The sequence below is a fragment of the Aphanizomenon sp. UHCC 0183 genome (assembly GCF_009712065.1).
GTDB lineage: Bacteria > Cyanobacteriota > Cyanobacteriia > Cyanobacteriales > Nostocaceae > Dolichospermum > Dolichospermum heterosporum.
Genome location: NZ_VILC01000068.1, coordinates 32,673 through 33,278, shown reverse-complemented (window position 1 = coordinate 33,278; position 606 = coordinate 32,673). Strand labels below are relative to the sequence as shown.

Below are 606 nucleotides of genomic sequence, written 5' to 3'. Positions count from 1 at the left end.
GGATATAATTATTTATCATAAATCCATTTTAATTATGTCTAACTATCGCCGAATTATTATGCCTGGTGCGACATATTTTTTTACCCAAGTAACCTATAAAAGAATACCTTGGTTATGTACTGATATTGGACGGGAGACTTTACGCAAAGGTTTACAAAGAACACAAAAATTATATCCATTTTCTATTGATGCGATCGCACTTCTACCCGATCATTTTCATTGTATCTGGACTCTTCCCGAAGGCGATAGTAACTATCCCATTCGTTGGCGTTATTTGAAAAGTTTTGTTACTCGTAGTTGTGGACATAAACTACAAATTTCAACAGAAATTAGCTTATCTCGTGAAAAACGTCAAGAAAAGAATTTATGGCAAAGACGCTATTGGGAGCATTTAATTAGAAATGAAAAAGATTTTAGTAATCACTGTGATTACATTCATTATAATTCTGTAAAACATGGTTTATGCCAATCACCACAAAATTGGCAATTTTCTAGTTTTCACCGATTTGTTGCAAAAGGAATTTATCCTCAAGATTGGGGTGCAAATGAATCTTTGAATATTCCTGAAAATATTGGACATGAATAATATAAATCTATTTGTAGGGT

The 606-nt window shown here is 32.3% G+C and carries 1 protein-coding gene; it reads left to right on the top strand.

Features of this window, described 5'->3' with window-relative positions:
- Positions 1-586, top strand: a 586-nt coding sequence (locus FJR37_RS19180) for a transposase (RefSeq protein WP_371416141.1), incomplete at its 5' end; no start/stop codon positions are given.
- Positions 587-606: the final 20 nt, after the last annotated feature.